Here is a 23631-nt window from a genome sequence, read left to right as displayed (position 1 = left end):
GATGGGGTGGAGCCGAGAAGGCGCCAAGCATATGGCATACATACGCGTATGTCAGGCAAATGGTCAGTCAGTAGCCGAGGAATATCTAAGACAACAACGTACAAATTACAAAATTGAGATAATGACAACAAGCCCGGCAGAAACTGTAGAAGTTGAACGGCAAAAGAAAACAAAAGCAACCTGTGAAACACATGACAATATTCCTGTATTAAAGGGGCCGAAAAACTTCTTATATAAGGTCTTGCGGGAGCTTTCGCTTGCCTATGCTTAATATTATGTTAACTCATCCGTGATGGTATGTCTTCTAAAAAATCCTACAATGTCTTGACACTATCCATAAAAATTTTTAAATTGCAAGTAAAGCCTGACTAGGCTAGTATAGTTATAGCGGAACACTTGTCATGCCACAAAGTAAGAAACCGAAATACCGGTTTACTTTGTGGTTTTTTTCAAAAGCAGTGGAATGCCTTGAATCCTCAACCCGGAGGATCTCAAGGCATTTTTTATTTTTTGCAGGATAAGGCGGCTACCGCCGCTACATGTTTCTTCAATTGACTTGACTGACAGTGGCGCTTCATTGCTACGAAGCTATTTGCATGAAAATAGGTTTGCCGTTGAATACTAAAAGAAGACTAAATAGTCGGAGGGATATGATGATAGATAACGATAATCCGGTGGTCGCGCCGCCGGGAACTAATCCGGAAAATCCTAATACGCCCGTTCAGCCGGACGCTCCTAATAAAAAAAGCCGGCAGGCGAAAAAATCGGCAACCACAGAAACCATCCAAGTAATGGGTAGTACCGAGGTTCCTACGGCGAAATCCAACATTCACGTTATGACTATTATTGGTCAGATCGAAGGACACATGGTATTACCGCCACAGAATAAAACGACAAAGTACGAGCATGTTATGCCGCAGATTGCAGCAATTGAGCAAAATCCAGACATCGAAGGTCTACTTTTACTTTTAAACACAGTCGGGGGCGACGTGGAAGCCGGTCTTGCTATCGCCGAACTTATCGCCAGTCTATCTAAGCCGACCGTATCACTGGTTTTAGGCGGGGGCCATAGTATCGGAGTGCCAATAGCGGTGTCGGCGAATTACTCGTTTATTGTCGAAAGTGCCAGCATGACGATTCATCCCATTCGCCTAACCGGTCTAGTTATCGGTGCACCCAGTTCTTTCGATTACTTAGAAAAAATGCAAGAGCGAATTAATAGATTCGTTGTTAGCCATTCCAAAATTACGGAAAAGAAATGGAAAGAGTTGCTCTTTAAGACAGGTGAATTGTCGCGGGATATTGGGACCAACGTGGTAGGGCGCGATGCTGTTCGCTATGGCCTGATTGACGAGTTAGGCGGTATGGCGCAAGCAATTGCTAAGCTGCAGGAACTGATTCGTACGCAAAAGGAGACGAAGGGGTTGAAGCAGTAATGATTTTATGGACGGTGATGCCACTGGAAATAGTGCTGGAAGGGCTTGATGCTCAACCTAATTATGAGGAAATCGATTATAACGGCCTGACGGTTGTCGTTGAACGGCTGTCACCCGTCCAGTGCCGCGTCATCCGTATTATATCGACAGACCCGCAGGACTATTTGCGTTCCGACCTTCAACCCGGCACCGTGTTGACTTACCAACCCGTCGTAAAAGCAGTATAATTAATAGCCGAAAGTATGCACTCCTGGTGGAGTGCTTATTTATTTTACAAATAATAAAGGATTTCCCCGCAAATTGGAGAAAAATAAAAATTTGAGGTGGTCTCCATTGGCCAAGCTGGTGCCTGAATTGACTCCGGAACTAAAATATGAATTATTAGGCATCTGTTTTATTACCATTGCCATTATTGCTTTGATTGGTTTGTTAGGACTTAACACTGGCCCGGTAGGCTCCTTTATTACAAGGCTATTACAACACGGTTTCGGTGTGGGGGCTGTAGTCATTCCTTTTTTACTGGCGGCAATCGGGTCCCGGTATATTTGGACCCGGCGTGAAATCGTTTACTCAGTAAAGTTTTTCGGACTAATGCTGCTGTATGTACAGGCGCTGGCTATTTGGCACCACATTAAGATTGCTCCTGGCATGGAGATACTGCCGGAAAGCCTTGTTCCCGGTGGCGGGCTTGTCGGTGGCATGGTTCTGTTTATCTTACGCAAGTTATTCGGTATCGACGGGGCTGTAATCGTCTTATTGGCAACGGTACTTTCCGCTCTTGTTATGATTTCCGACTATTCCCTCGCGCAAGTTCTTCAATTTGTCAAGGAAAAGACGGTACAGGGTTTAACTGCTATACGTGAAGCCATTGCCGGTAGTTACGAAACCGCGGTGTCTCTTGAAGAAGAGCAAGAGGAAAAACCGGCAACTTCTAAGTTCTATGATCAGGAGCGGGAACATTTTTTAGCCAGGACAGAACCAAATGAAACAACAACCTCACAGGCTGAACGTGTACTGAAAGCGGAGCCCCATGGTGAAGGAACGCAAGACAAAGGAGGCAATACTCCTTATATATTGCCTCCTTTGTCGCTACTAAAAAAACCTGCCAAATCCCGATCGAGTAAAACCACGAAGGATATTGCCGACAATGCTCGTCTGCTCGAAGAGACGTTGGCCAGTTTCGGCGTTTCCGCCAAAGTCATTAATACTTCCCAGGGACCGGCGGTTACACGTTACGAGTTGGAACCGGCACCAGGCGTTAAGGTCAGCCGTATCGTCAATCTGTCCGATGATATTGCCCTTAAGTTGGCTGCTCCGGGGGTCCGTATTGAGGCGCCTATTCCCGGTAAAGCCGCTATCGGTATCGAGGTGCCAAATAAGGATATAGCAAGTGTTTCGTTACGGGAAGTTTTAGAAAGTGAGGAATTTCAACGGGCTTCCTCTAAGTTGACAGTGGCCTTGGGAAAGGATATCGCCGGCTTGCCCATTGTAGCTGATTTGGCCAAAATGCCCCATGTCCTGGTAGCAGGGGCGACCGGATCGGGCAAAAGTGTTTGCGTTAATACACTGATTACCAGCATATTGTTTAAATCATTGCCGAATGAAGTAAAGTTTGTCCTAATAGACCCCAAAGTGGTGGAACTGTCTAATTACAATGGCATTCCCCACCTGTTAACCCCAGTTGTTACTGATGCGAAAAAAGCTGCTTCTGCCCTGCGGTGGGCAGTGCAAGAAATGGAGCGGCGCTATGCCTTATTCGCAGCAGCAGGGGTCAGAGATATCAGCCGGTACAATGACCTCAATTCAGAGGGGAAATTGCCGCTTATCGTTATCATTATCGACGAACTGGCCGATTTGATGATGGTCGCACCGGTAGATGTCGAAGACGCTATCTGCCGTTTAGCCCAAATGGCGCGTGCCGCCGGTCTACACCTGGTCTTAGCGACCCAGCGACCTTCCGTCGATGTCATTACCGGCATTATCAAAGCCAATATTCCGTCCCGGATATCCTTTGCGGTCTCATCGCAAGTCGATTCCCGCACCATACTTGACATGGCGGGCGCGGAAAAACTGCTGGGCAAAGGTGATATGCTCTTTTACCCTGTTGGTGCGCCAAAACCTTTGCGCGTACAGGGCGCTTTCATTTCGGACAGTGAAGTGGAAGAACTTGTTTCCTATATCAAGAAACAAGCCGAGCCGGAATACACGGAAGGGGTAACGACTGCCGGCGATGTTCAAGATAAGGATGAGCGGGAAAAATATCAAGACGAACTCCTTGAGGATGCCATCCGTATGGTGCTGGAAACCGGTCAGGCGTCTGCGTCTATGTTGCAGCGTAAATTCCGGATTGGCTATACCAGAGCAGCGCGGCTCATTGATACAATGGAGGAAATGAAAATTGTCGGGCCTAATTTAGGCAGTAAACCTCGGGAAATTCTTATGACCTCCGACCAGGTATATGCTCGCTATTTTAAGCAGGAATAGCCGGCCGCAGAAACATTTGCTTACAAGTTTTGTTCCATTTTTTACGGGGAAGAATAGTACCAGAATTCTATGTAATGTGGTGATTCTTTTGCATAAAGTCATTGCGCTTGAAGACGCTTTAAAAATAGAGAAACCTTTATTTATTGACATGCGGTCACCAGGCGAATACGAAGAAGGACATATACCCGGAGCGATTAATATTCCGCTATTTAATGACCATGAACGGGCGGAAGTGGGGACAATATATAAGCAAGTGGGTGTTATTGAGGCTAAGCAGCGGGGATTAGCCATTGTATCAAGCAAACTTCCTGAGCTTGTCAACCAAATCCGGTCTTTTTATCAAACAGGGTACTCGATCATCATATATTGTTGGCGCGGCGGGATGCGATCCAAATCTGTGGTGACCGTTCTTGATTTGATGGGAATAACAGCTTATCAATTAATTGGCGGGTATAAGGCTTACCGCCGCTTTGTCCTTGATAGGTTGCGAACATTTGAATTACGGCCGGAAATCATTGTTATCTGTGGTTCAACCGGAGTGGGCAAGACTGCCTTATTAGGCAAACTTGCCGAAAAACAAGTTCCGGTTATTGATTTAGAATCCTTAGCCAATCATCGCGGCTCCGTGTTTGGTCAAGTCGGTTTGGGAAAGTCACAGACGGCGCAAAATTTTGACGCTCTCCTCTTGCAAGAGTTACAGCGGCTTAGCGAAAAACGCTATATTGTTGTGGAATGTGAAAGTAAAAGGATCGGTAATGTATATCTTCCCGATGTCTTATATCAGGCAATGCGGAGGGGGAAAAAGATTTTGGTACAGGCCGACTTGGAGACTCGCGTCAGTCGCCTCATTGCCGAGTATGTTGATGTTTACCGAAATAATACGGAAGCGCTGCTGGTCAGTCTCAAGGCGTTGGCCAAACGCCTGGGTACGCGGAAAGTCACGGCCTTGTCGGACAAGCTGCTGCGCGGCGAGGTGCGTGATGTTGTACGCATCCTTTTGACAGATTATTATGACCCCCTGTATGGCTACGAAACAGCCAACCCGGATCATTTTGATTTGGTAGTCGATGCTAATAATTTGGATCAAGCGGCCTGCCAAATTGTTGAGTATTTAGAGCAGAGGAGGTAATTGCGTGGAAACTGTGGGCGAAATTTTGCGGCGGGAAAGGGAAAAAAAGGGGCTAACAGTCAAGGATGTAGAAAACGCCACTAGTATACGGGCGTTATATATTAGTTCTATCGAAGAAGGTAATTATTCGGCCATTCCCGGAGAGGTGTATTTAAAGGGATTTATTCGCAATTATGCCAATTTTTTGGGTCTTAACGGCCAAGAGATGGTCAACCTGTATCGCCAGAGCCATACGCAGCAAACGATTGAACCAGCGGCGATTAAGACGGAAGTGTCTGCTTCCGCTTTTCCCGTTAAGTGGCTTGTCGCAGGGGTAACGGGTGTTATCATTGCGGGCGCTGTTTGGTGGTTTATGGCCTGGCATCAGCCTAAGAGTCCAGCACCAGAAGTTAAGCCTGCTCCCGTCGCGCCGGTACCGTCGCCAACTGTTCCGGCTCAACCGCCGCAGAGCATGCAGACGCTACCGGTGCCTGCCGGCCAGCCCCCGGCAAAGATAAAACCCGTGGTAATTACGGCAAAATATACTGATGCGTGCTGGACGTCAGTCACGGCCGACGGAAAAGAAATTTATGAGGGAACCCCTAATGCCGGTGATTCTTTTACCTGGGAGGCGGAGCGCAACATTGTTATTAAACTCGGCAATGCCGGTGGTGTCGAGCTAAGCCACAACGGTCAGTCTCTCGGGAAGCTAGGCGCTAAAGGGGAAGTCATAGTGAAATCTTTTGCGGCAAATACTACTACAAAGCCTTAAAGGCTTTTTTCTTTTGGAGCGGTGAAATCATGGACAATAACTTTCTTCCTATTAGCAGAGAAGACATGCAAAAGCGGGGTTGGGACCAATTAGATTTCTTATTTGTAAGCGGTGATGCTTATGTGGATCATCCCAGCTTTGGCCCGGCCGTTATTTGCCGGTTACTGGAGAAATATGGCTACAAGGTAGGGATCATTGCCCAGCCCGATTGGCGCTCGACCGAAGATTTTAAGAAATTAGGCAAGCCACGCTTGGGGGTCCTGGTATCAGCGGGAAACATGGATTCCATGCTGAGCAAATTTACGGCGGCCAAAAAATATCGCAGCAAGGACAATTATTCTCCTGGTGGCAAGCCTGGGCGGCGACCTGACAGGGCGACCATCGTTTATTGCAACCGTATTCGGGAATTATGGAAAAATATCCCCCTTATCATCGGCGGCGTCGAAGCAAGTTTGCGCCGGTTTGCTCACTATGATTACTGGTCAAATGAGGTCCGACGTTCAATTTTAGTTGATTCGCGAGCCGATTTACTTATATACGGGATGGGCGAGCGGCAGATTAAGGAAATTGCAGCCCAACTTGCCGCCGGTCTTGACGTAAGACATATTCGCGATGTCCAAGGCACCTGCTATTGCGCTGATAATTTGGACCATTTGTGGGATTATGTTCAGGTGCCGAGTTACGAAGAAGTAATTACCAGTAAAGAAGCTTTTGCCGAAGCATTTAAACTGCAATACTTGGAGCAGGATCCCATCCGCGGTAAAACGGTGGTGCAGCGGCACGGCGACATCTTTGTCGTGCAGAACCCGCCGGCAATGCCGCTGACAACGGCTGAGATGGACGAAATTTATGATCTCCCGTACCAGCGCACATATCATCCGGTTTATGAGAAAGAGGGCGGTGTACCTGCCATCCAAGAGGTCAAATTCAGCCTTGTTAGCCACCGGGGGTGTTTTGGCGGCTGTTCATTTTGTGCAATTGTATCCCATCAGGGACGGATTATTCAAAGCCGCAGCCACGAATCTGTTTTGCGGGAAGCGAAGTTGTTAACTAAACTCCCCGATTTTAAAGGCTATATTCATGACGTAGGTGGTCCTACTGCCAATTTTCGTACCCCAGCCTGTCGTTTTCAGACGGAAAGAGGGGCCTGTAAGGGACGCCATTGTTTGGGATCTAACCCGTGTAACAATCTAACAGCCGACCACAAGGATTATCTCTCCTTGCTGCGCGCCCTGCGCAGTTTGCCGGGAGTGAAAAAGGTGTTTATCCGTTCCGGGCTGCGCTATGATTATTTATTGGCCGCCAAGGACGAGGAATTTTTACGCGAAATATGCGAGCACCATGTAAGCGGTCAACTCAAGGTTGCGCCCGAGCACATATCGCCAAAAGTTACGCGGCTAATGGGTAAGTCGGGCAAAGAAGTATATATTAAGTTTATGGAAGCGTACCGGCGGGTAAACCAGCAGCTGGGAAAAGAACAGTATCTGGTGCCTTATTTTATGTCCAGCCATCCGGGAGCCGGATTAAAAGAAGCCGTTGAACTTGCCGAATTTCTCCGCGATATTCACTATCATCCTGAACAGGTACAGGACTTTATTCCAACGCCTGGCAGCTTGTCTACGGCTATGTATTACTCAGGCATCAATCCGCTTACAGGAGAAAAGGTTTATGTGGCTAAAGATCCGCATGAAAAGAAGCTGCAGCGGGCGTTAATGCAATATCGCGATCCTAAGAATTATGACTTAGTTTATGAGGCCTTGGTCAAAGCCAACCGGCAGGATTTAATCGGCTATGGGCCTAAGTGCCTTATAAAACCTCGGGTAGAACAAGACAAGCCCGAGGTAAGCAGAAAACAGCGCCGGCTTCCTGTAAGCCGGTGTCAATCAGCAAAAAGGCAGCGGGCTAACAAACGTTAGCCCGCTGCATACACGTGAATTTTATTTACTTATTCTCCGTCAAGCCGAATAGCTCCCGGCATTTGTCTGTAAGCAAATAAATAGCGATAAGTCCATGCGGTACAATAATCATGACTGCCATTCCGAAAGCGCCGGTAAACATGAGAAACAAACCAAGTGCAACCGAAAAAAGGGACAAGTAAAGTTCAACAGACCTGGCCCAACGCTTAAGTTTGAGTAACCCGTAGGCTGGTCCGGCATATAGCAAAACAGAAACAAGGTGTCCTATTGCCGTAAGCAGGTTTGGCTGAACGGCGACGTATTGATACAAGGCAAACAAGTTGCCTAAGGCGATAATAAACAAGTATATAATGATAAGTAAAAGCGGTAAGGGCATATTGGCCGGGATAAAAGACCACCACGAAGGCCTGTCCATGTAATCACTCCTTATAAGCTCTATCCATATGTTTCATTATACATAATTTTATAACAACAGGGAATAACTTTAAGAGCACCAGTAAAAATAATCGTTCAAGACTAGGCAAAAACTGCGGAGGTGAAAAACAGCATGCATCATAGTGAACCGTATTTGCAGGCAGCCCTACTGTGTGAAGGCGTGACGACGGACGAAAACGGACGACATAACATCCATAATGAATTCAGTCAGTATACCATGGGATATTCCCAACCCTTTACCGTCCTAACCATTTGGCGCGGCGGCGTGGGCAATCAACAAAGCTACACAGAAAAAACGGAAATCATTGCTCCTGATGGCCGCGTCGTAGCCAGTGGAGAAAATGGGCCATTTTCCTTAAAAGACAGTACATACCGGCAAATTAATAGTCTTTTACTGGAGAATGTTGACTTTACGCATGAAGGCATATATGAACTGCGCGTGACACTTGTTGATTCACAAGATCGGGAAATCAGCCAAAATGTATATCCTATTACCGTTGTCTAACACGGGGCGCCCCGTGTTTTTTCATGAAATATGGTAGGATTTTTTTCTTGCTTACCGAAGCATTTAACAGTATAGTATTATTGTTCTGATCTCCTTATTTTGGTGCTACGAGGTGGTCCCGGATGCGCCGTTATCTGCCCTTACTTCTAATTTCTGTTTTTTTATTGACCCTTGTTTTGGCCGGTTCTACAATTTTGGCGGGCTATGCCGGAAACCGGAAGGCAGATGTGAAAAGTCTTACCGTCTACACTACGCTGCCTGTGGAGCAAGTGGCCGTTTTAGGACAAGAATTTGAAAAAACCAGTAATATTAAAGTTAATATCATTCCGCTGACGGATAAAGATTTGCTGACCCGGCTAAAGGTGGAAAGCGCTTCGCCACGGGCCGACCTGGTGCTTGCCAGTCGGGATGTTCTAGTTGAAGCGAAAAAATTAAATGCCTTTGCTGTGTATACTACCGAGGAAACTGATCTCATTCCCGAACGTTTTAAAGATAATGATGATAACTGGATCGGTCTTTGGTTTGACCCTATTGTTTTTGCCGTTAACCTTGATGCGCTTAAGAACATGCCGAATCAGCCGTCGCGGTGGGCCGATTTGGGAAAAGAACCCCGGTTGCGTTTGGCCATGACCGACTTTTTGGCGGCGGAAGCTTCGGAAACGTTGCTCAATACCATGACATCCATTCATGGTGAAGAAAAAACGCTAGCTTATCTAAAGACTATCCATCCGCAAATCGTGCAATATGCCAAATTTTTAGCTACGCCGGTAAGAATGGCGGGAATGGGAGAAGCTGACCTTGCTATTGCCGTTCATTCGGAAGCCCTTCGCTATATTAATGATGGTTTCCCCTTGAAAATCATTTATCCCGAAGAAGGAACCGCTTTTTGGCTGGCAGGCGCAGGTTTAGTGCAAAAAGCGCTGCATGCCGCTGAAGCTAAACAGTTTCTTGCTTGGCTTATAACCGATAACGCCCAGGCGACCCTGCAAAAAAATCGTTATTATTTCATACCTACCAATCCTGAGTTACTTACCTACCGGAATTACGCGGCCAAAAATTTAAAACTATGGGATTACACTGCTACTATGACACGTGAACAAAAAAACAAACTATTGGATAAATGGGTGCAGTCAGTGCGATTTAGCCCCAAATAGCGGGAGGGAGAAAAATGCTCAAAGCCGGGTTTGTCAGCCTCGGTTGCGCTAAAAACCTAGTTGATACAGAAGTCATGCTCGGCATATTAACCGATAACAACATCGCCATTGTCGATAACCCGGGTGATGCCGATATTCTCATTGTCAATACCTGCGGGTTTATTGATTCGGCAAAAGAAGAATCCATTACCACTATTCTTCAGATGGCTGAATATAAGAAGGAAAGCAACTGTCGGGCGCTTATCGTTGCCGGCTGTTTAGGACAACGTTATCAGCAGGAATTGCTTGATGAGCTGCCGGAAGTAGACGCGATTGTCGGAACGGGAGCCTGGCATCGCATCATGGAAGCCGTCCAGGCTGCTCTGTCCGGACAGAGAGTCTTAGTGATTGGGCCAACGGAAACTATTTACGATGAAACCATGCCGCGTATTCATACGACACCGAAGTATAGTGCCTATGTTAAAGTTGCCGAAGGGTGCAGCAATTGTTGTTCCTATTGTGTCATTCCGTTGGTTCGGGGCCGGTTTCGCAGCCGTCCGCAGGAATCCATTGTCAATGAGGTAAAACGTTTGGCGGCAAACGGCATCAAGGAAATAAACCTTATCGCCCAGGATACGACCAGTTACGGCCGAGACTTGTATGGCCAGCCCCGGCTACCGCAGTTGTTGCGGTCGTTGGTTAAGATTGAGGGAATCGAATGGATACGTCTTCTTTATTGTTATCCCCGCTACTTTACGGATGAGCTCATCGAGGTAATGGCCAAAGAGCCAAAAATCTGCAAATATGTTGATTTGCCGCTCCAGCATATTCACGACGACATTTTAAAGGCCATGCACCGCCGGGACAGTCGCTTTGATATTGAAGGCTTGCTTGCCAAAATTCGAAAAACCATACCGGACGTAGCTATCCGCACGTCTTTTATCGTTGGCTTCCCGGGGGAAACAGACGACCATTTTCAAGCGCTGCAGGAATTTATGCAGGTTCAGAAATTTGACCATGTCGGCATCTTTACCTATTCGCAAGAAGAAGGAACAGTAGCGGGGGCCATGGCAGACCAGGTTCCGGAGGAAGTCAAACAGGAACGCTACCATGCACTAATGGCTTTGCAGTGCCAAATTTCGGAAGAGATTAATCGCCAGTTGGAAGGACGTGTGCTAAAGGTACTGGTAGAGGGTAAAAGCGATCAACCAGGGGTGGTTTTTGGTCGTTCTTACCGGGAAGCGCCTGATGTGGATGGACGTGTTTATGTAGAAGGTGCAACAGGCAGTAGGGCTGGTGACCTGATCGTTGCTAAGGTTGTACAGGGTTTTACCTATGATTTGTTGGCGGAAAAAATATAGACCTGGCAGGGAACCGTCAAAATAGTAGTGGCTTGTCCCTACTATTTTTCTTTCATTCAGCAAGGATTTGCTCATCTGGCGCGAAATGTATAAAAAATGGAGGGAGTAGTATGATAGTAGAGATAGTCAGCACCGGAACCGAATTGCTGCTTGGCCAAATCGTTAATACGAATGCCGCCTATTTGGCGCGTAAACTAAACAGCTTAGGTTTTCATGTTTTGTACCAATCAACGGTAGGCGATAACCGCGAGCGGATGACACAGGTATTGGCAACCGCCTTGGCGCGGGCTGATATTGTCATCACGTCAGGGGGGTTAGGACCAACACAAGGTGATATTACTAAGGAAGTATCGGCCGGACTTTTGAATAAGCCGCTTATTCTGCACGGGCCAAGCCTGGAACGCATTCGCTGCTTTTTTCAACAAAGGAACTTGCCCATGCCTGATAATAATGTGCGACAAGCCATGGTGCCTGAAGGAGCTATCGTTGTTGAGAATGAACGGGGAACGGCCCCGGGCGTCATTTTGGAGGAGGGAGAAAAGACGATTATCCACCTGCCTGGCCCACCTCACGAACTGGAGCCCATGTTTGAACGCTCAATTGTGCCGTACCTAACCCGCCGTTTTGGCGAACAAGGCATTATCGTCTCCCGCGTGTTGCGTACTTACGGCATTGGCGAATCCGCACTTGAGGTAAAAATTCGCGACTTTATTTTAAATCAATCGAATCCTACCATTGCGTTATTAGCCCGAAACGGTGAAATTCATGTTCGTCTTACCGCCAAAGGAGCTTCGGCAATGGAGGCGAACGAATTGATTACGCGTCTGGAGATGCAGCTCCGCCAATACATTGACCAGTACATATTTGGAAAAGACGAAGAAAGTTTGGAAATTGTCGTCGGTAGGCTGCTACAGGAAAAAGGAATGACACTGGCTTTAGCCGAGTCCTGTACAGGCGGTCTCGTGAGCAGTCGCATAACCGACGTTCCGGGTAGCTCAATTTATTTAACAGGCTCTATTGTTTGCTACAGCAACCAAATAAAAATAGACAGTGTTGGCGTGCCGGCGGAAATACTTGAGCGCTATGGCGCTGTCAGCAAAGAAACGGCTTACTATATGGCGCAGGGCATTCGTGGTAAATTTAGGACAGATCTTGGCGTTGGCATTACCGGTATTGCCGGACCCGGCGGGGCAACAGCGACTAAACCGGTTGGTCTTGTATACATAGCGGTGGATGGACCGGCTGGCTGCGACTGCCAGGAATACCGCTTTTTTGGTGAACGAACCGGAATAAAGCACCGGACGGCTTTAGCGGCGCTCAATCAACTGCGGCTTTATGTTGGTCGTTGAAATAAAGGAGGATAAAAGGTTGAAAGACAACGGTTTTTTCGGAAATATTCAATTAAGTAGAAAGGTATTAGCTGCCATAACGGAAATGGGGTTTGAAGAGCCGTCGCCGATACAGAGTCAAACGATACCGCTCGTATTGGCCGGACATGACGTAATCGGCCAGGCGCAGACGGGAACCGGTAAGACGGCCGCTTTTGGCATTCCGATTGTGGAACGCATAACCGACCATCGCCATATTCAGGCGTTAGTTCTAACCCCAACCCGCGAATTAGCTATCCAAGTGGCCGAGGAAATTACCAAAATCGGTAAATTTAAGAAAGTAAAAACACTCCCTATTTATGGCGGTCAGTCTATTGAGCGGCAAATCAGGGCCTTACGCTCAGGCGGCGTACAAGTAGTAATCGGCACACCCGGCCGGTTGCTTGATCATATTCGCCGCAACACGATTAAACTAGGCTTGGTGAAAACCTTGGTTTTGGATGAAGCGGACGAAATGCTCGATATGGGCTTTATCGAAGACATTGAAAGCATTTTGCAGCATCTTCCCGCTGAAGACCGGCAAACATTGCTCTTCTCGGCAACTATGCCTGCGCCTATCCTGCGTCTTGCCGACAAATACATGCGGGACGCCATCACCGTTACTATAAGCAAAGAACAATTGACGGTGCCGCTTATTGATCAGTATTATTATGAAGCACGTGATAAACTGGAAGCGCTATGCCGCGTGCTAGACGTTGAAGTCAACGGGACGCTCATTATCTTTTGCCGAACCAAAAAAGGCGTAGACGAGCTGGTAGCCTCCCTACAGGCGCGCGGATACATGGCCGATGGGCTGCATGGCGACCTTAGTCAGGCGCAGCGTGACCGGGTAATGAAAAAGTTTCGGGAAGGTAAATTGGAAATACTGGTGGCTACTGACGTAGCGGCCCGCGGGCTGGATATTGAACATGTCACACACGTTATTAACTACGATATTCCACAGGATCCGGAATCTTATGTCCACCGCATCGGCCGCACCGGACGGGCCGGCAAAAAAGGGATAGCTATCACCTTTATCGAGCCGCGTGAGTACCGTCAGCTTAAGTTGATTGAAAGAACGATAAAAACGCGCATTGTACGTAAACAATTGCCGTCGCCGGCCGATGTTGTTGAGCGTTACCGGGAAGTTATTAAGAGCCAGGTTATTGCCACGATTGAACAAGCTAACTTCCAGGAATACAGTTCCATCGTACAGGAGCTTGCTGGCTCCTATGAGGTCCTGGATATTGCCGCTGCCGCCCTTAAATTGTTTCAGGAGGGATTTAAGGAAAAGCAACAGGTCGATGATAAATCTGTTTTCAGCAATACCGGGGCCGAGGAGGGCATGGTTCGTCTCTTTATTAATGTAGGACGGGCGCAGAAAATTCGCCCGGAAGATATTGTGCGCACGATTGCGGAAGAAGCGGACATTCCCGGGCATATCATCGGTGTTATTAATATTTATGAAAAGTTTACCTTTGTGGAAGTGCCGGAAGACGTTGCTGAGCGGGTGCTTTCGGTAATGCACCGTAACACCATAAAAGGGTACCGGATCAATATGGAGCCGGCACGAGCAAAATAAAAAGAGGGCACAGGCCCTCTATTTTTCTAAACCGTATTTTTTGGCAAACCGCTCTAACCGTCCAGTAGTATCGACAATTTTTTGTATTCCCGTAAAAAAGGGATGACATTTCGAGCAGACGTCAACCTTTAAGTTTTTTTTCGTTGAACCGGTTACAAAACTATTGCCGCAAGCACAGGTTACGGTTGTTTGATAATAGTTAGGGTGAATCTTTTCTTTCACAAAAAAGCCTCCTTGTTTCGTAAATTTATTTAATTTGAACTATTCTATAAAATCATGCTTCTTCCTTCTGTTCAAAAGTAATTATCCCCATTGACTTCACGAACAAATGTTTGTAAAATATGGTTAGAATGGTCAAGGGGGAGGACAAATGGATAAATTAAAAGCATTGGAAAATGCGATGCGCCAAATTGAAAAAGAATTTGGCAAAGGGTCTATTATGCGACTGGGCGAGGCAGCCGCGAAAATGAATGTCGAAGTAATTCCCACCGGGTGTTTGGCGTTAGATATTGCCTTGGGAGTAGGCGGCATTCCGCGGGGTAGGGTTGTAGAAATCTACGGTCATGAATCTTCGGGTAAAACAACAGTAGCGCTGCATATGATTGCCCAGGCTCAAAAAATGGGAGGAATCGCCGCTTTTATCGATGCAGAGCATGCGCTAGACCCTATTTATGCTAAAAAACTCGGAGTCGATACGGAAAACTTGCTCATCTCGCAACCTGATAACGGCGAACAGGCACTGGAAATTGCCGATGCCCTGGTGCGCAGTGGCGCCATTGATATAATTGTCGTGGATTCAGTAGCGGCATTAGTGCCAAAAGCGGAAATTGAAGGAGAAATGGGCGATGCTCATGTTGGTTTGCAGGCCCGGCTAATGTCGCAGGCTCTCCGGAAACTAACCGGCATAATCAGCAAGTCCCGGACGACCGCCATTTTTATTAACCAGATCCGGGAAAAAGTAGGGGTCATGTTTGGCAATCCCGAGACCACGACGGGTGGACGAGCTCTGAAGTTTTATGCCTCCGTTCGCCTGGAAGTACGAAAGGCTGAAGCGATAAAACAGGGAAGCGAAGTTATCGGCAGTCGGACGAGGATAAAAGTAGTAAAAAACAAAGTTGCTCCTCCTTTTCGGCAAGCTGAGTTTGACATTATGTACGGCGAAGGTATTTCCCGCGAAGGCAGCCTGGTTGATATCGGTACAGAGCTAGACATCATTACTAAGAGCGGCTCATGGTATTCTTATAAAGATAGCCGGCTAGGACAAGGCAAAGAGAATGTTAAAGAATACTTAAAAGAAAATCCGCACATTGCAGAAGAGATCGAAATGAAAATCCGCGAAGCCTTAACAGGCGGGGCTATAAAGCTAACAACCAGTGCGGTTGATGACATTGTCGTCGATGAAGCATGAGGTATTTTCTATGGCATTGCGGCTTTTAGCCGGAAGGGCCTATAGTGAGCAAGAATTACGCATAAAATTACTACAGCGCGGGTATGCGAGCTACGACGTTAATTGCGTGGTGATGGAGCTGCGTGAGCGCGGCTATCTGGATGATGCCGCGCTTTGTCGCTTTTTGCTTGACAAATATCGGCGCGCCGGAAAGTATGGCAAACAAGCAATTTTCAGTAAACTTCGCCAGCGTGGTTTGCCAGCCAAGATTGTGGACGAGGCCGCCGTTTCCTTTGATTATTACGAAGAATGGGAATATGCCGTAAAACTTATTCGCCGTCGTTTCGGGGAAGATTACAGTGACTCGACCGCGATTATTCGCTATTTAGGCGCTAAAGGTTTTTCGCGTGCGGCAATTTTGCAAGCCCTACGGCATGTATTGCAGAATACCGACTTCTAAAAGCAAAAGCTAGAAGTTCCGGTTAACTTGACACTACTCTGAAAAACATTTACAATTAAATTATCCAGTCGTGTAACCAGATACTGTCTATTCAACCTTTTAAGAGAACCTTAATGCTTACGGAAGCAATCAGTGAAGGTGCTTAAAAGCCGAGTTAAAACTCGGCTTTACCTTTAATATGTTGTTGATAAGGAGGTGAAATTATCGTCGACATTATTCTAACTGCTGCTATCGCGGGAATAGCGGGAGCAGGACTTGGTTACTGGGTACGAAAGAATATCGCCGAGGCAAAGATTGCTACAGCAGAAGACGCCGCCCGAAAAATTATTGAAGAGGCGGAAAAAGCAGGCGAAGCCAAGAAAAAGGAAGCTTTGGTAGAAGCGAAGGAAGAAATTCATAGGCTGCGAACCGAATATGAGCGTGAGGTTAAAGAACGCCGTAATGAACTACAACGCCTTGAACGCCGTTTAATGCAGAAGGAAGAAAATCTTGACCGTAAAATCGATGCGTTGGAGAAGAAAGAAGAAATTCTCAGCCGCAAAGAAGCGGAGATCGATAGAAGTCAAGAAAAAATTAATGAGCTATACGCAAAACAGTTAGCCGAATTGGAACGGTTATCAGGCCTAACCTCGGAAGAAGCGCGCAGCTTGTTATTGGCGAACGTTGAAGATGAAATTAAACATGAGACGGCCATGCTGATTAAGGAATTAGAACAGCAAGCCAAAGAAGAAGCTGATAAAAAGGCGCGCGAAATAATTTCTTTGGCTATTCAGCGCTGTGCGGCCGATCATGTAGCGGAAACTACCGTTTCGGTAGTAAACTTACCTAATGATGAAATGAAGGGACGGATTATCGGCCGTGAAGGGCGGAATATTCGTACCTTGGAAACACTGACTGGTATCGACTTGATTATTGACGATACGCCTGAAGCGGTAATTTTGTCAGGTTTTGACCCGGTACGTCGCGAAGTCGCGCGAATCGCTTTGGAAAAACTGATTGCCGACGGCCGCATTCATCCTGCCCGAATTGAAGAAATGGTGGAAAAGGCGCAAAAGGAAGTAGAACAAAAAATCAAAGAAGCCGGTGAACAGGCTACTTTTGAAACAGGAGTGCACGGACTACATCCTGAACTGGTAAAACTTCTTGGCCGTCTAAAGTTCCGCACAAGCTATGGTCAAAATGTTTTAAAGCATTCCGTTGAGGTGGCGCATCTGGCTGGAGTGATGGCCGCGGAACTTGGCGTCGACGTTATGTTGGCCAAACGGGCTGGTTTGCTCCACGATATCGGCAAAGCCGTAGATCACGAAGTCGAAGGACCTCATGTGACGATAGGGGCAGAACTGGCCAAGAAATACCGCGAATCGCCGGAAGTAATCAATGCCATCGCCGCTCACCACGGTGATGAAGAACCTAAGACTATTCAAGCTGTGCTCGTTGCGGCCGCCGACGCTGTATCAGCGGCACGGCCTGGAGCGCGACGGGAAACTTTGGAGAGCTATCTCAAACGGTTAACACGATTGGAAGAAATTGCCGAATCTTTTGACGGCGTTGAAAAATCCTACGCCATTCAGGCCGGGCGCGAAATTCGTATCATGGTCAAACCGGAAAAGATTGATGATTTGGCTTCCGTCCGTTTGGCGAGAGATATTGTTAAGAAAATCGAAAGTGAACTGGAATATCCCGGTCAAATAAAAGTAACGGTAATTCGTGAGACCCGTGCGGTCGATTATGCAAAATAGCCTACAAAAACGACCTTGAGCTTGTTCAAGGTCGTTTTTTAACAACTCTTCCATTAATTAAAAAAAGCGGAAAAGAGGATTTGGTCTTACTATTAGAGAATATTACTTCATTGCTTAAGGACATCGTCATTATACTGACTTAAATTATGGATGGTGAAACCAGTGGCTAGATATTCTCAAGAGGATGAACAAATTTCGGACGGCGTTAACTTACTCGTTTCTCTTTTAGTCCGTTATCCGGAAATTGGTACAATAAGTTTTGCACCAGAAAATAATTCGCTAAAGATGACGTTTTTACTATCAGGCAAGCTCTCGTCTTCCGAGTTTGTTCTTATGAAAAAACTGCTCCTTGACAGTATCGCCGCTTATCATGACCTAGAGGGCATCGAGACTTTTATGACAGACGTGACATATTATACTTACGATCAAGTGACGATGGTAACAATTTATCGTGACGTAGCTACGATAACTAAAGGCGAGATTGCTCTAATTATTACTCTTTTACGTGATAAACTGGCAGAACGTTTGGTTATTGATCACAATGAAGGAATGCTGGAAGAGGACCTTATGGCACAGGAAGAACTGATCGAAAGTATGCTGGAAAGCATGCGGAAGCAACAATCGGCCCACGGGTTAATAGGTATTCGTGAAGACGGACGGGTCCTCGTCTTTAATAAATAGCGGCATCGAAAGGTAATTTTCCTCAGAAAATTGCCTTTTTTATTTTGTTACGAAAAAGGAAAACTAAAAGCAAAACTTGTTACAATTATTTGAAATTTCGCGAAGAAAAAAAGGAATTTTTTAGTTTAGCAAGAATAACAAGAATAACACAAGTAGAATTTTATATATTCTGTTTAATTAAAGGAGGGTACTAAGTCAACATGGAAGTTTTGAAAGTGTCAGCAAAATCCAATCCTAATTCCGTAGCAGGCGCTTTGGCCGGAGTGCTGAGAGAACGCGGTGGTGCCGAAATTCAGGCCATCGGCGCCGGAGCACTCAACCAAGCCGTAAAAGCAGTAGCGATAGCAAGAGGTTTCGTAGCGCCGCATGGTGTCGATCTAATCTGCATCCCTGCCTTTACGGATATTATCATTGATGGTGAAGAACGTACCGCCATCAAGCTTCTGGTCCAGCCTCGCTAGCCTTGGAGATATAAAGCCTGTTCTGGATATCAGAGCAGGTTTTTTTGTTTTGAGGAGAGAATTTTTGGCATAATACTTACAAGAGAGTGCAACGATAAGGAGGTTTAGACATGCATGTTCAATTAATATCAGGTTCGCCAACACATGTTTTATGCGATATGTTAATCGTCGGCCTCTTTGAAGGTATTATGAGTCTTGAGGGGGCCTCAGAAGCGGCCGACGAAGCGCTAAATGGCCAAATTAGTTCCCTGGTGCGTGATATGCCTGATTGTGGTCAGTTTGGGAAAACAACAATTCTGCATACATTTTCCGGCCTGGGCTGTAAACGGTTACTCATCCTTGGTCTTGGCAAAAAGGAAGATTTGACGGTTGACAAGCTGCGCCACTTATCCGCTGTTGCAATTCGGGCAGCGCAGCAAGTCCGAGCCAAGATTGTGGCTTCTATGGTCTACGGCGCAGACGCTGGCGGCCAACCGGTGGATAAAGCTGCCCAAGCGCTGGTCGAGGGAGCTATTCTTGGCAACTATCATTTCTTGTATTATAAAACAGACAAAAAAGAATTTTCAGCCGTAGAAGAACTCCTTATCGTTGAACAAGATGAGGGGCGAAGTGTTTTAATCAAAGACGCAGTCGACAGAGGGCAGATCATCGCCGAGGCGGTCAATTTGGCCCGTGACTTGGTAAATCATCCAGCATGTTATATGACACCGACAAAAATGGTGTGGCACGCTACCGAAATTGCCAGAAACGGCGGATTGGAACTGATAGTGCTTGACCGGGAACAGATGCGCGAACAAAATATGCATGCTCTGTTGGCGGTTGCCCAGGGAAGTTACGAGCCGCCTAAAATGATTGTACTTAAATATACCGGTGATCCACACAGTAAAGATGTCCTTGGCTTTATTGGCAAAGGAATAACTTTTGACAGCGGTGGCATATCCCTCAAACCAAGTGAAGGAATGCAGGAAATGAAGGACGACATGGCCGGTGGCGCTGCTGTTTTGGGGGCAATGGCAGCAATAGCTCGGCTAAAACCGAAAGTTAACATCATCGGTGTTGTGCCTTGCACGGAAAACATGCCTTCAGGAAAGGCGCTAAAACCAGGAGACGTGATTTCTTCTCTTGAAGGTAAAACAATTGAGATTGTTAGTACAGATGCGGAAGGGCGTCTTATTCTCGCTGATGCTGTTGCCTACGCTCGTAAGCTTGGCGCTACCCATCTTATCGACATTGCTACACTGACAGGAGCGTGCGTCGTAGCTCTAGGTTCTAATGCTAGTGGGGTTATTAGCAACAACCGGGAGTGGTGTCGCCAGGTAATTGATGCGGCCGAAGAAGCAGGGGAAAAACTATGGGAACTCCCAAACTTTGTAGAATACCAAGAGCAGATAAAGAGTCATATTGCTGATCTAAAAAACTCAGGCGGTCGGCAGGCTGGAGCTATTACGGCCGGATTGTTCATCGGCCATTTTGTCGGGCAGTGCCCATGGGTTCATATTGACATTGCCGGCACGGCGTCGATTGATAAAGAACGCGGCTACAACGTTAAAGGCGGTACCGGTGTTGGAGTGCGCACCCTTGTACAGGTAGCACTTAAACAGGCGGGTCAGAATTAACGTTATGGCTGCTGACTTGCATATCCATACGACCGCCTCGGATGGACGCCTTACGCCCGGCGAAGTAGTGGAACAGGCTGTCCAAGCAGGGCTTAACTGTATTGCTATTACTGATCATGATACCGTGGACGGCCTAAAAACACTGGTGGGAGAAAATAAGGCAGGACTGCGCATTATTCCGGGGATTGAATTTAGCACCGAGCTGCCGCAACATGAGGTTCATATTCTGGGTTACTATATTAATTGGCAAGAGGATGAGCTTTACGGCCGCCTGGAACGACTTGCGGCTAACAGACAGGCACGGCTGCGTCTGATGGTCGAAAAAATAAACCGGCTGGGCTATAAAATCGATTATGAGCGGGTGCTGGAAATCGCCGGCGCTTCTGTTGCCGTTGGTCGACCCCATGTGGCCAAAGTACTGGTTGACCAGGGTTTTTTTCATTCGGTGAGCGATGTTTTTAAGACTTTACTACGAAAAAACGGTCCTGCTTATGTTCCCCATTACAAGCTTACGCCGCTAGAGGTTATAAACCTTATTAAAAAGGCAGGGGGTCTTGCTGTTCTCGCTCATCCTGGCTTGATCGGCAGCGATAATATTGTAGCGGAACTCATCCGGCTTGGCCTTGATGGTCTTGAGGCATACCACCCGGAACATAATGAAGAACAGACGAAAAAGTATTTGCAAATAGCAGCAAAAAACAGACTCCTCGTTACAGGGGGTTCAGACTTTCATGGTATACCAGGACGGTTCCCTCCTCATTTGGGGATTTTTACCATCGACAGTGATTTAGTCACCCAAATGGAGCGCTTTCGCCAAAATGTCCAGGCATGAAAACACGGGTGCCGGAATATATTCTCTGTACAGAACGATTAGGGGGGAATATCGTGGGCGAGGATACAGCTTTGCTTGACGAACTGCGGGCGCGCATCCGGGAACTGGAGGATAAAGTGGAAGCATTGCGTATCAGCCGCCGGGTGCTTATGAACCTAATTGATTCTATAGAACGAGAAAAGCGGGAGAAAGTTTTGCGGTTGGAGATGCAGAACGAAAAACTGCAAAAGAACAATTGCCGGTACGCGCGGGCGATTATGTATCGTAATGTGAGGATAACTCAACTGGAGGACCAGCTTCGCCTGCTAACCCCAAACAAAAATATGTCGGGAAATGCCCCTACTTGACAACACCTATAAAGGTGTTTATTTTTATTATGAACATAAAACGCAGGAGGCGTCTGGCATGGAAGTCGTTGCATTAGTTGGTCCGAGCGGTACAGGCAAAAGCCATCGGGCTTTGATTGTAGCTCATGAACATAATATCGACGCTATTATCGATGACGGGCTACTAATCAAGGACAGTAAAATCATCGCAGGATATTCCGCTAAAAAAGAACCAAGCAAAATCCGTGCCGTCAAAAGGGCTATTTTTATGGACGCCGAGCATGCCCGGGAAGTACGGGAAGCAATAGAGCGTGTAGCCCCTGAACGCATTTTAATTTTAGGTACTTCCGTAAATATGGTAAACAAAATAATTGATGCTCTTGCCCTGCCTCCGATTACGAAAATTATTCGGATCGATGAAATTGCTACAAGAGCGGAAATTGCAAGAGCCCGGGAAAGCCGCTTGAAAGAAGGCAAGCACATTATACCTGTACCTACGATTGAACTGAAACCGCACTTCTCCGGATACCTTATCGATCCTTTGGAGATATTTTTTAAAAAGCCGCAGGCAAAACGGCGCAAACTTGGTGAAAAATCCATTGTCCGTCCTACTTTTAGTTATTATGGCAAATTGCTTATTTCGGACGCTACTATTGCTTCTATTGTCGACTATGTTGCCACTAGTGATCTGGCCATTACTAGGACCGGACAAATAAATATAAAAAATTCTCAGGACAAAGAAAAAGGAATTTCTATCTCTTTAGACGTAACTATTAAATATGGACAGCCCATATGGGATGTCGTTCATCAAGCGCAGCACCGCATTAAAAATATGGTTGAATACATGACAGGAATGACAGTTAAAGAAGTTAATATTGAAGTCAAGCGGCTCAGTATTGACTAGCGCAGGAGGGATGACAATGGAAAAAGAAACGAACAGGCTAGTTCTGTTCTCAGGTTACGCGAAATTACCAACTGGTATAACGGCAAGTGAAATGTATAAGGTGATTGGGGTAATTGTATTGATTGATGTGGTAACAGGGGAAATTGTCGAAGCCGACTGCACGCTCGCCACACAACTTGCCCGTAAACATGTTTCGGCTGCTCTGGTCGGTCAGAGTTTAAAGAACGGGCCTGACCAGGCATTGCGGACAATTGACCGCGTATATCAAGGGAGCGCCAAAAGGACTATTATTACGGCAATCCGCATTATTTACGACAAGTATCGCAGTTACACTGAAGGTACTATTCCGAGTGTTCTGGATTAGGAGCTGTAAAAATGACAGAAAATATAAAACTTACCGGTACCGGGTTTATCGTGGGAATTTTCAGCGGCTTACTTGGTGTCGGCGGCGGAGTATTCCTGGTGCCAATCATGGTTTCTTGCTTTGCCATTGATCAACATACTGCCCATGGGACCTCTTTGGCAGTCGTTATTCCTACCGCTATCGTCAGCGCTATTATCTATGGCTTTCACGGCAATGCCGATCTTGGGGTGTCGTTGAATTTGGTTGTCGGCAGCATTATCGGCGCCAGTATCGGCGCCCGAATTATGAAAAAAATACCGGCAGCGCAGCTTAAACGTCTGTTTGGAATATTGCTGGTTTTTGTCGGTCTTAGGATGGTATTAGCATGATGGTCTTAATTACTTTCGCAATGGGGCTTTTTACCGGGATATTAAGTGGTCTACTGGGTATTGGCGGCGGCGTGGTTTTAGTCCCCATGATGGTCTTTTTTCTAGGAATATCCCAGCATACGGCGCAAGGAATATCGATGTTAGTAATTATCCCAACGGCTATTGCCGGTATCTTGCAGTTTCATAAAGACAGGCTGATCAATTATCGCGTTGCAGGCTATCTAGCCTTGGGAGCTATAGCTGGAGCTCTACTAAGCGCTAACTTTGTCCAAGCTATTCCGGCTGAAACGTTGAAACGCCTGTTCGGAATTTTTGTCATTGTCACAGGTCTCCGGATGGTTTTAGCAAAACCTAAGAAATCATAGCATAAATTATCCACCCTTATTTATTATTA

The 23631-nt window shown here is 46.6% G+C and carries 25 protein-coding genes and 1 pseudogene; 24 read left to right on the top strand and 2 right to left on the bottom strand.

Annotated features, from left to right (window positions below):
- The 7 genes and pseudogenes from BLQ99_RS13015 to BLQ99_RS12985 all read left to right on the top strand — a co-directional run.
- Positions 1–271 (top strand): annotated as a pseudogene (locus tag BLQ99_RS13015) (ISLre2 family transposase); the annotation flags it as partial.
- Positions 272–653: 382 nt separating this feature from the next.
- Complete coding sequence (locus BLQ99_RS13010; RefSeq protein ID WP_093691675.1) at positions 654–1436, top strand: ClpP family protease; 783 nt, start codon at positions 654–656, stop codon at positions 1434–1436.
- On the top strand, positions 1436–1663 hold the full coding sequence (locus BLQ99_RS13005; protein ID WP_093691673.1) for a YlzJ-like family protein: 228 nt from the start codon (positions 1436–1438) through the stop codon (positions 1661–1663). The genes BLQ99_RS13010 and BLQ99_RS13005 overlap by 1 nt, the downstream gene beginning before the upstream one ends.
- A 106-nt stretch (positions 1664–1769) precedes the next feature.
- A complete protein-coding gene (locus BLQ99_RS13000) occupies positions 1770–3920 on the top strand; it encodes an FtsK/SpoIIIE family DNA translocase (RefSeq protein ID WP_093691671.1) in 2151 nt (716 codons plus the stop codon).
- Positions 3921–3999: 79 nt separating this feature from the next.
- Entirely contained in the window at positions 4000–5049 is a 1050-nt protein-coding gene (mnmH, locus tag BLQ99_RS12995) for a tRNA 2-selenouridine(34) synthase MnmH (RefSeq protein ID WP_245690486.1), read from the top strand.
- A gap of 4 nt (positions 5050–5053) precedes the next feature.
- A complete protein-coding gene (locus BLQ99_RS12990) occupies positions 5054–5800 on the top strand; it encodes a helix-turn-helix domain-containing protein (protein ID WP_093691667.1) in 747 nt (248 codons plus the stop codon).
- 29 nt (positions 5801–5829) lie between these two features.
- A complete protein-coding gene (locus tag BLQ99_RS12985) occupies positions 5830–7716 on the top strand; it encodes a YgiQ family radical SAM protein (protein WP_093691665.1) in 1887 nt (628 codons plus the stop codon).
- 25 nt (positions 7717–7741) lie between these two features.
- Here the strand turns inward: BLQ99_RS12985 and BLQ99_RS12980 are convergent, their stop codons facing one another.
- Positions 7742–8131, bottom strand: a complete 390-nt coding sequence (locus BLQ99_RS12980) for a hypothetical protein (RefSeq protein ID WP_093691663.1) — start codon at positions 8129–8131, stop codon at positions 7742–7744.
- A gap of 132 nt (positions 8132–8263) precedes the next feature.
- Here BLQ99_RS12980 and BLQ99_RS12975 point away from each other — a divergent pair, with 132 nt between their 5' ends.
- From BLQ99_RS12975 to BLQ99_RS12955, 5 genes are all read left to right on the top strand, one after another.
- A complete protein-coding gene (locus tag BLQ99_RS12975; protein ID WP_093691661.1) occupies positions 8264–8656 on the top strand; it encodes a DUF6941 family protein in 393 nt (130 codons plus the stop codon).
- 122 nt (positions 8657–8778) lie between these two features.
- A complete protein-coding gene (locus tag BLQ99_RS12970) occupies positions 8779–9810 on the top strand; it encodes an ABC transporter substrate-binding protein (protein ID WP_093691659.1) in 1032 nt (343 codons plus the stop codon).
- A 14-nt stretch (positions 9811–9824) separates the two neighbouring features.
- A complete protein-coding gene (rimO, locus tag BLQ99_RS12965; protein WP_093691657.1) occupies positions 9825–11150 on the top strand; it encodes a 30S ribosomal protein S12 methylthiotransferase RimO in 1326 nt (441 codons plus the stop codon).
- Between the two features lie 110 nt (positions 11151–11260).
- Complete coding sequence (locus tag BLQ99_RS12960) at positions 11261–12499, top strand: competence/damage-inducible protein A (RefSeq protein ID WP_093691655.1); 1239 nt, start codon at positions 11261–11263, stop codon at positions 12497–12499.
- Between the two features lie 19 nt (positions 12500–12518).
- On the top strand, positions 12519–14099 hold the full coding sequence (locus tag BLQ99_RS12955) for a DEAD/DEAH box helicase (RefSeq protein WP_425440879.1): 1581 nt from the start codon (positions 12519–12521) through the stop codon (positions 14097–14099).
- Between the two features lie 18 nt (positions 14100–14117).
- Here the strand turns inward: BLQ99_RS12955 and rpmE are convergent, their stop codons facing one another.
- Complete coding sequence (rpmE, locus tag BLQ99_RS12950) at positions 14118–14321, bottom strand: 50S ribosomal protein L31 (RefSeq protein WP_093691651.1); 204 nt, start codon at positions 14319–14321, stop codon at positions 14118–14120.
- A gap of 148 nt (positions 14322–14469) precedes the next feature.
- Between rpmE and recA the strand changes: the two genes are divergently transcribed.
- The 12 genes from recA (at position 14470) to BLQ99_RS12890 (ending at position 23602) form a co-directional block, all read left to right on the top strand.
- The gene (recA, locus tag BLQ99_RS12945; protein WP_093691649.1) at positions 14470–15507 is read left to right on the top strand and encodes a recombinase RecA; all 1038 of its coding nucleotides are present in this window, start codon (positions 14470–14472) and stop codon (positions 15505–15507) included.
- A 10-nt stretch (positions 15508–15517) separates the two neighbouring features.
- Positions 15518–15946, top strand: a complete 429-nt coding sequence (locus BLQ99_RS12940; protein ID WP_171904681.1) for a regulatory protein RecX — start codon at positions 15518–15520, stop codon at positions 15944–15946.
- Between the two features lie 200 nt (positions 15947–16146).
- Positions 16147–17685, top strand: coding sequence for a ribonuclease Y (gene rny / locus BLQ99_RS12935; protein ID WP_093691645.1), 1539 nt, complete (start codon positions 16147–16149; stop codon positions 17683–17685).
- A 333-nt stretch (positions 17686–18018) separates the two neighbouring features.
- Complete coding sequence (locus BLQ99_RS12930; RefSeq protein WP_245690485.1) at positions 18019–18366, top strand: hypothetical protein; 348 nt, start codon at positions 18019–18021, stop codon at positions 18364–18366.
- A 200-nt stretch (positions 18367–18566) separates the two neighbouring features.
- A complete protein-coding gene (locus BLQ99_RS12925; protein WP_007290642.1) occupies positions 18567–18827 on the top strand; it encodes a stage V sporulation protein S in 261 nt (86 codons plus the stop codon).
- Positions 18828–18937: 110 nt separating this feature from the next.
- Complete coding sequence (locus BLQ99_RS12920; protein WP_093691641.1) at positions 18938–20443, top strand: leucyl aminopeptidase; 1506 nt, start codon at positions 18938–18940, stop codon at positions 20441–20443.
- A 4-nt stretch (positions 20444–20447) separates the two neighbouring features.
- Positions 20448–21275 carry a PHP domain-containing protein gene (locus tag BLQ99_RS12915; protein ID WP_093691639.1) on the top strand — a complete coding sequence of 276 codons (828 nt, stop codon included), beginning with the start codon at positions 20448–20450 and terminating at the stop codon, positions 21273–21275.
- 53 nt (positions 21276–21328) lie between these two features.
- The gene (locus tag BLQ99_RS12910; RefSeq protein ID WP_093691637.1) at positions 21329–21622 is read left to right on the top strand and encodes a translation initiation factor 2; all 294 of its coding nucleotides are present in this window, start codon (positions 21329–21331) and stop codon (positions 21620–21622) included.
- A 58-nt stretch (positions 21623–21680) separates the two neighbouring features.
- Complete coding sequence (locus BLQ99_RS12905; protein ID WP_093691635.1) at positions 21681–22505, top strand: Asp23/Gls24 family envelope stress response protein; 825 nt, start codon at positions 21681–21683, stop codon at positions 22503–22505.
- Positions 22506–22521: 16 nt separating this feature from the next.
- The gene (locus tag BLQ99_RS12900) at positions 22522–22869 is read left to right on the top strand and encodes a DUF3870 domain-containing protein (RefSeq protein WP_093691633.1); all 348 of its coding nucleotides are present in this window, start codon (positions 22522–22524) and stop codon (positions 22867–22869) included.
- A gap of 11 nt (positions 22870–22880) precedes the next feature.
- On the top strand, positions 22881–23237 hold the full coding sequence (locus BLQ99_RS12895) for a sulfite exporter TauE/SafE family protein (protein ID WP_093691631.1): 357 nt from the start codon (positions 22881–22883) through the stop codon (positions 23235–23237).
- On the top strand, positions 23234–23602 hold the full coding sequence (locus tag BLQ99_RS12890) for a sulfite exporter TauE/SafE family protein (RefSeq protein ID WP_093691629.1): 369 nt from the start codon (positions 23234–23236) through the stop codon (positions 23600–23602). Before BLQ99_RS12895 ends, BLQ99_RS12890 begins: the two co-directional genes overlap by 4 nt.
- Positions 23603–23631 lie beyond the last annotated feature (29 nt).

The sequence above is a fragment of the Sporolituus thermophilus DSM 23256 genome, from assembly GCF_900102435.1.
Lineage (GTDB): Bacteria > Bacillota > Negativicutes > Sporomusales > Thermosinaceae > Thermosinus > Thermosinus thermophilus.
This window is presented reverse-complemented; position numbering and strand designations above follow the sequence as displayed.

What these genes read in the sequence shown, in the direction of transcription:
- BLQ99_RS12890 (WP_093691629.1), top strand. Translation starts at nt 23,234, where the DNA reads ATGATGGTCTTAATTACTTTCGCAATGGGGCTTTTTACCGGGATATTA.
- BLQ99_RS12960 (WP_093691655.1), top strand. Translation starts at nt 11,261, where the DNA reads ATGATAGTAGAGATAGTCAGCACCGGAACCGAATTGCTGCTTGGCCAA.
- BLQ99_RS12940 (WP_171904681.1), top strand. Translation starts at nt 15,518, where the DNA reads ATGGCATTGCGGCTTTTAGCCGGAAGGGCCTATAGTGAGCAAGAATTA.
- BLQ99_RS13005 (WP_093691673.1), top strand. Translation starts at nt 1,436, where the DNA reads ATGATTTTATGGACGGTGATGCCACTGGAAATAGTGCTGGAAGGGCTT.
- BLQ99_RS12905 (WP_093691635.1), top strand. Translation starts at nt 21,681, where the DNA reads ATGGAAGTCGTTGCATTAGTTGGTCCGAGCGGTACAGGCAAAAGCCAT.
- recA (WP_093691649.1), top strand. Translation starts at nt 14,470, where the DNA reads ATGGATAAATTAAAAGCATTGGAAAATGCGATGCGCCAAATTGAAAAA.
- BLQ99_RS12985 (WP_093691665.1), top strand. Translation starts at nt 5,830, where the DNA reads ATGGACAATAACTTTCTTCCTATTAGCAGAGAAGACATGCAAAAGCGG.
- BLQ99_RS12970 (WP_093691659.1), top strand. Translation starts at nt 8,779, where the DNA reads ATGCGCCGTTATCTGCCCTTACTTCTAATTTCTGTTTTTTTATTGACC.
- BLQ99_RS12975 (WP_093691661.1), top strand. Translation starts at nt 8,264, where the DNA reads ATGCATCATAGTGAACCGTATTTGCAGGCAGCCCTACTGTGTGAAGGC.
- BLQ99_RS12980 (WP_093691663.1), bottom strand. Translation starts at nt 8,131, where the DNA reads ATGGACAGGCCTTCGTGGTGGTCTTTTATCCCGGCCAATATGCCCTTA.
- BLQ99_RS12920 (WP_093691641.1), top strand. Translation starts at nt 18,938, where the DNA reads ATGCATGTTCAATTAATATCAGGTTCGCCAACACATGTTTTATGCGAT.
- BLQ99_RS12915 (WP_093691639.1), top strand. Translation starts at nt 20,448, where the DNA reads ATGGCTGCTGACTTGCATATCCATACGACCGCCTCGGATGGACGCCTT.
- BLQ99_RS12895 (WP_093691631.1), top strand. Translation starts at nt 22,881, where the DNA reads ATGACAGAAAATATAAAACTTACCGGTACCGGGTTTATCGTGGGAATT.
- BLQ99_RS13010 (WP_093691675.1), top strand. Translation starts at nt 654, where the DNA reads ATGATAGATAACGATAATCCGGTGGTCGCGCCGCCGGGAACTAATCCG.
- rimO (WP_093691657.1), top strand. Translation starts at nt 9,825, where the DNA reads ATGCTCAAAGCCGGGTTTGTCAGCCTCGGTTGCGCTAAAAACCTAGTT.
- BLQ99_RS12930 (WP_245690485.1), top strand. Translation starts at nt 18,019, where the DNA reads ATGAAAAAACTGCTCCTTGACAGTATCGCCGCTTATCATGACCTAGAG.
- BLQ99_RS12925 (WP_007290642.1), top strand. Translation starts at nt 18,567, where the DNA reads ATGGAAGTTTTGAAAGTGTCAGCAAAATCCAATCCTAATTCCGTAGCA.
- BLQ99_RS12900 (WP_093691633.1), top strand. Translation starts at nt 22,522, where the DNA reads ATGGAAAAAGAAACGAACAGGCTAGTTCTGTTCTCAGGTTACGCGAAA.